This window comes from Clostridioides mangenotii TR, from assembly GCF_000498755.1.
GTDB classification, from domain to species: Bacteria; Bacillota; Clostridia; order Peptostreptococcales; family Peptostreptococcaceae; genus Metaclostridioides; species Metaclostridioides mangenotii_A.
Genome location: NZ_AXUS01000049.1, coordinates 1 through 5,336, shown reverse-complemented (window position 1 = coordinate 5,336; position 5,336 = coordinate 1). Strand labels below are relative to the sequence as shown.

Genomic DNA, 5,336 nt, shown 5'->3' with positions numbered 1-5,336 from the left:
CCCGACATTACTAAAAATTGCTGAGTTCTTAGCTATTGCACTCGCTTCTTTCATAGTCTTAGCCCCAACTTGATAAGCTCTACTCATACCAAGGATGACATCTTCACTAGACTTGGCAACATCTTTCCCGATGGCTATAGCATCTTTCCTTATCTTAGTTAAATTGCCTTGACTCGGAGCTATTCTATCCGGCAGAACCTTTGTTACATCTACCATTGCATTATCTAAATCAAGAATAGTTTTACCTATGGCTCGGACTCCCTGTTGCAATTTCATTCCAATCATATTGCCCAATGTAAATGTACGCATACTATTATATAGATCATTAAAAAATCCGCCGGTACGTTGTGTCGTTGAATTTAATCCATTAAACGAGCTATTCATTCTAGATATTTCATTTCTAATCCTAGATAATTCATTTGCTTTTTTATCCATCGGAAGATTTGATAATTGTCTCAATTTACCTTGTAACTTATCTATTCCGGCTGTTGATTGTCCTAATTCTAAACATTTTTGCTTTAACCTTTGTAGATCCATTTGTGCTTTTGTTGTTTTAATATTAAAAGCATCTTTAGCTTTTAATTGTTTAGCTGCACTATCAACTTCTTTCACTTTATTAGTCATATTACTCAAAGCATTAGTTACAGATTGTATCTGATTAGCATTTAGTTTACTAAAGTTTATATTCTGTATAGTTTGTAATTGCTTTGCCATTGTAGACAATTGGCCTTTATCTGTATATCCACTCTTAAATAAATTTCCTATTTTATTCTGTAACGATGTAGCTTCTGTTGAAATTTTTCTAATCTGTGATGTTATCTTTGAATCAATGTTCGCATTTATCTTTAGATTAGAAAACTTTCTTTGTACTTGATCTACTTCAGATACCAATTTTGACATAGAAAAAAAGCTATCTTTACCACTAGTGATATTAGATAGCTTTATATTCTTTAATTGATTTAGTTTATTTATTAGATTATTTAATTCTGTTGATTCTTTTCCATCCAGTATATTTAACTTTTGATGTTTTGATAACTGAGATTGCATTTTCTCAATTTTACTTTGAACGCTTTGAAAAGTAGATGATAAAGATTTTTCCATTGTATTAGCAAAATTAGTATTAACTTTCATTCCGTCTAATTTGCCTGTTATACTAGTTATATTTGCTTTAACTCTTTCTAATTGATTATTCAATACTTGATATGACTGTGTATTGGTAGTCTTGGACATTTGTTTTTCAAGAGCTGCCCTTTCAGACATTAATTTCTTATATTGAGATATCATTTTGTTTACATCATTTGTCGTATCTGTATTTCTTGACTTATTTCCAAGTGGCAATTTCTGTGTATCTCTATTTAGCTTATTTATTTGCTTTAACGCACTTTCTATCTGCTTTAACCCAGCAATAGTTGAATTATCAATCTTCAGAGCTTTCTTCATTGCTCCTTGTACTTTATTCAACTCGCCATTAATCTTCGAAAGGTTTAACTCTACATTCATTTTAAGAGCTTTTTTCCCAACTTGATTCTTTAAGTCATCTAATTGCTTCCTTGCTTTCTTATCATCTAACTCAAAGGTACTTCTAATTTTGAATTCAGACAATTTATCAACTCCTTTTTTAGACATAAAAAAAGACAGCTTTATGCTGTCTTATATTCTGACTATTATCTAATTATATTTCTTTTCTTTTATTTATTATAATTATCTAGATATTCTGTAGCTTTATTAATTTTTTCTAAGCTTTTATCAATATTATCTTGTTTTAAATAACTGTTTTCTTCGCCACTATTGTTCACGATAATCTTTGTATTCATTGTAGCAATATAAATACATTTCTTTGCTTCAGATAAGTCCTGATCATCTGTCTTCAAATTTTGAATACGAGTTATTAGGTCATCACAAGAATCTAATGCCTTATCAAGTTCTTCATCGGTAGTTGATTCATTTGATATCGCCTGTAATAAAGATAACCCCTCTTCATTCATTTTTTTTAAGGATGAATATATCTCGTCTCCATTTTCATTATTCGTATCTAAGTTTTCATCAATATCTTCAGAGGATGTTGTTGCTTCACTATCTAGATTTTCTTCAGTTGCTGTATCCTCTGTATTTATTGTTTCATTATTTTCTCTAGGACTGCATCCTGTAAATATTGCTAATGTAAAACATAATATTAATAAACCTAATATTTTTTTCATGTATTCCCTCCTAAATGTTATATCCATATTATAACAATAGATAATCCATTATTCTACGGGAATTTTGTCGAGATTTAATTCTTTATCTAATTTGCTATCTATATCTTCATAATCTTTATACCAGATCTCTATAAAAGTAATATTATTTTTATCAGCGTAGTCTTTTTTACGTCTATCATGTTCCCTTTGATTTTTAAAACCTTCTTCAGTTTGCTGCCATGCAGTTCCATCATGAAATTCTCCTTGATATTCTATAAGAGTCTTAGACTGTGGAATATAGAAATCATAAGATAATAATCCACCATTCACACCATACAAATTAGGGAATGTTTTCTCATATATATAATCAATGTTTCTATTTTCCAGAAATGTCTTTATACTAACCTCTCCAGCACTCATAAAACATTCTGAACAATTATCTATCGTTCTATCTATTATATCATTAGTGGATATTGTATATTCTTTCCTACAATTTTGACATATAAAATTATATTTATTAGATCCATACTTTGCAACTTTAAAAGGACTTATATCATTTCTATTACTCCACGATTGAGCCAAGTTGAGATAGTTATATCCAAATGAATCATACAAATGAATCATTTTACTATGACAATATGGGCAGCCATTTTTATTATTTCTTTTAGATTTAATGTATCTATTCACTTTTGCTAAATAACTTCCATGATAATCAGTTCCCGTACATTTTATCCATACCTCATCATTACTACCTATACTTATAGTAAATGGATCTTTATAATTACGTTCATAATCCCAAATTTTTTTAATTTTTATTCCTAGTATGTTCTCTATATAATATCCAAATGAATTTTCAATATTGCCTGAACACCTGTCGCATCTTTGCTTTATATTTATAAAATTTGATGCAGAGGTTTCATATATTCTGCCACAAAAAATATGTTGAATTTGAATATATGGAGAATCTCCAACTATTATACCATTAGGTAGCTTATCATGTTTTCTAAAGCTTCTTATATATTTATAATCTTTGTTCTTTTCTACCTCAAATTTATATCTATCTTCAACATCTCGCCCTCTGCAGTCTGAGCAGATATAAGACCTCGTTTTGTTAAACATACTCCAAGTCCTAATAAAGTCATTTCCACAACTACAAATCCATTTATAGCTAGAAGAGTTACTCATAAAGCAATCATCATTAAAGATTAAATTAATATTTTCTTTCATGAGCACCCTGTTTACTTCATCTTTAGTCATTCCTTTTGATAGTATACTTCCTCTACTACATTTTTTGCATAGAATTGAGTCCTTAGATCTTATAGTAGACCATTTCCTATTGAAAACTTCTCCACATTTTTTACATTCCCATTTATGTACTTTGTTATTTCCTAAATAATTCTCATCCATGAATGTAATCCATTCAGAAACAAGACTGTTTACTGTTTTGTTATCCATATCTTTAACTAAACGTATATCTGATGCCTTTTCAGGGTTATCAGTTAAATTGTATAAGCATTTATCGCATTTTATTGCACCATTTCGTTTTATACTTCCCCAAGTCCTTTTTATAATTTCTCCACATTTGCATCTCCAGTTATGGTTATGATCTATTCTTTCATATCTATTGTCGACTAACTCAATCCAATCTCCGATAATTTTATTAACTTCATCTTTGCAAGATTTTAATTCCAATACAACGTCTCTTATATCATCATAACTTCTTTAATACCTTTTATACATCTAGTGCATCTAATACCATTTTTATGCTTTATTGTATCCCATGATCTGTTAAAAATTTCTCCACAGTTACACTTCCATTTATGGGAACAACTATAGCCACCATAGTTATCATCAATAAACTCGATTTCGATATTATCGTTATCCATTATAACATTGATAGTGTCCCTATCCATGCCCTTCCTCAACTTAACATCCTTAATCCCCACAATCTCACCTCTTTCATAATCACATAAAAGCTGGAATTCTCCAGCTCTTAAATCACCACAAAAATAACTTAATCTTTCTTACTATGTAAACAACCTAATATTATAAATTTAATCTTTCTTAAAGCATCATCGTCTAATAAGTCAATTAAAAGTTTCACTTCTTCTTTCATTACATCAACCCCTCACTACAAGGAGCGTATTCGTCTAATATCTTATTAACAAAATAGACTTGCCCCTTACCAGTAACCACAGGAGTCTTATATAGCACATATTCACCATTCTGATCAACCTCTAAAACACCTAATCCCATAGATTTCTGTGTTGGTAAATTCCAGTCTCTCGACTTAGCTCTAATCAAATATCCGTTATCTCGCATCCACTCAAACAGTTTATTACGACCAAGATTAACGCCATGCCTACAAATCATCTTGGCTAATTGTCCTACACTTATAGTAGATTCAGAAACTTGTACCACATTAGCATATTTAACTTTAGGTTCATTATCTTTATTAATCACTTCTAATTCAATTCTTTTATCTTGTTCCTCTTTTAGCACAGTTAGTAATTCAATTAGGGTATTAGGATCTGCTAACGATTCCCTTATCTTATTTGGTGTTAAATACCCACCATGTTTTCTTATTGAAGGTAATACATCTGATGTAACCCATTTTTTAAACTTTTTAGCTGATGGTAACTTACTTCCTAAGACTAGACTAAACATGCCAGACTCATTTATTATCCAAGTTTCTTGAGTTCTCCCTAAATTATCTGTGATGGGATGTTTTGCCCTATCATCTTCATCAACGTGCTTTACTACTGCTTTGTGGGGTTCTTTGTATCCTAACCTTTCAGAAAAATCTTTAGCAACAAGCCAAGGTTCTCCATTTAAATCTAATGCTCTTATCTCACCAAATTCTGTATGACTAAAAACTTGTATTTCTTTAGTCCCTGTCTCAAAAACATTATCAGTGTTTTCACAAGGACTTAAAATGTTTACAACATTATTTGCATTTATACTCTCCATATAAATGTCCTCCTATTTGTAATTTTTGAAGGAATAAAGTATAATAGTACATACCGTACAATATACACTTAGAGATTGTTCGCCTTGACCAAAATTTGAGCAATCTCTATTTTATTCTCTTTTATGTCAACATTTGCTAATATTTTGTTGATAATTTTATTATACAAACATTTAGTTATCAATCAACAA

At 30.1% G+C, this 5,336-nt stretch carries 5 protein-coding genes; all 5 read right to left on the bottom strand.

Features of this window, described 5'->3' with window-relative positions:
* On the bottom strand, positions 1-1,602 hold a 1,602-nt coding region (locus tag T473_RS17010; protein WP_024622588.1), incomplete at its 3' end, for a YhgE/Pip domain-containing protein.
* Between the two features lie 86 nt (positions 1,603-1,688).
* Positions 1,689-2,198, bottom strand: a complete 510-nt coding sequence (locus T473_RS0115005) for a hypothetical protein (RefSeq protein WP_024622587.1) — start codon at positions 2,196-2,198, stop codon at positions 1,689-1,691.
* A gap of 48 nt (positions 2,199-2,246) precedes the next feature.
* The gene (locus T473_RS17480; RefSeq protein WP_024622586.1) at positions 2,247-3,869 is read right to left on the bottom strand and encodes a zinc-ribbon domain-containing protein; all 1,623 of its coding nucleotides are present in this window, start codon (positions 3,867-3,869) and stop codon (positions 2,247-2,249) included.
* Between the two features lie 11 nt (positions 3,870-3,880).
* The gene (locus tag T473_RS0114995; RefSeq protein WP_024622585.1) at positions 3,881-4,123 is read right to left on the bottom strand and encodes a hypothetical protein; all 243 of its coding nucleotides are present in this window, start codon (positions 4,121-4,123) and stop codon (positions 3,881-3,883) included.
* A 169-nt stretch (positions 4,124-4,292) separates the two neighbouring features.
* Complete coding sequence (locus T473_RS0114985; protein ID WP_077173635.1) at positions 4,293-5,147, bottom strand: phage antirepressor; 855 nt, start codon at positions 5,145-5,147, stop codon at positions 4,293-4,295.
* Between the last annotated feature and the right edge of the window lie 189 nt (positions 5,148-5,336).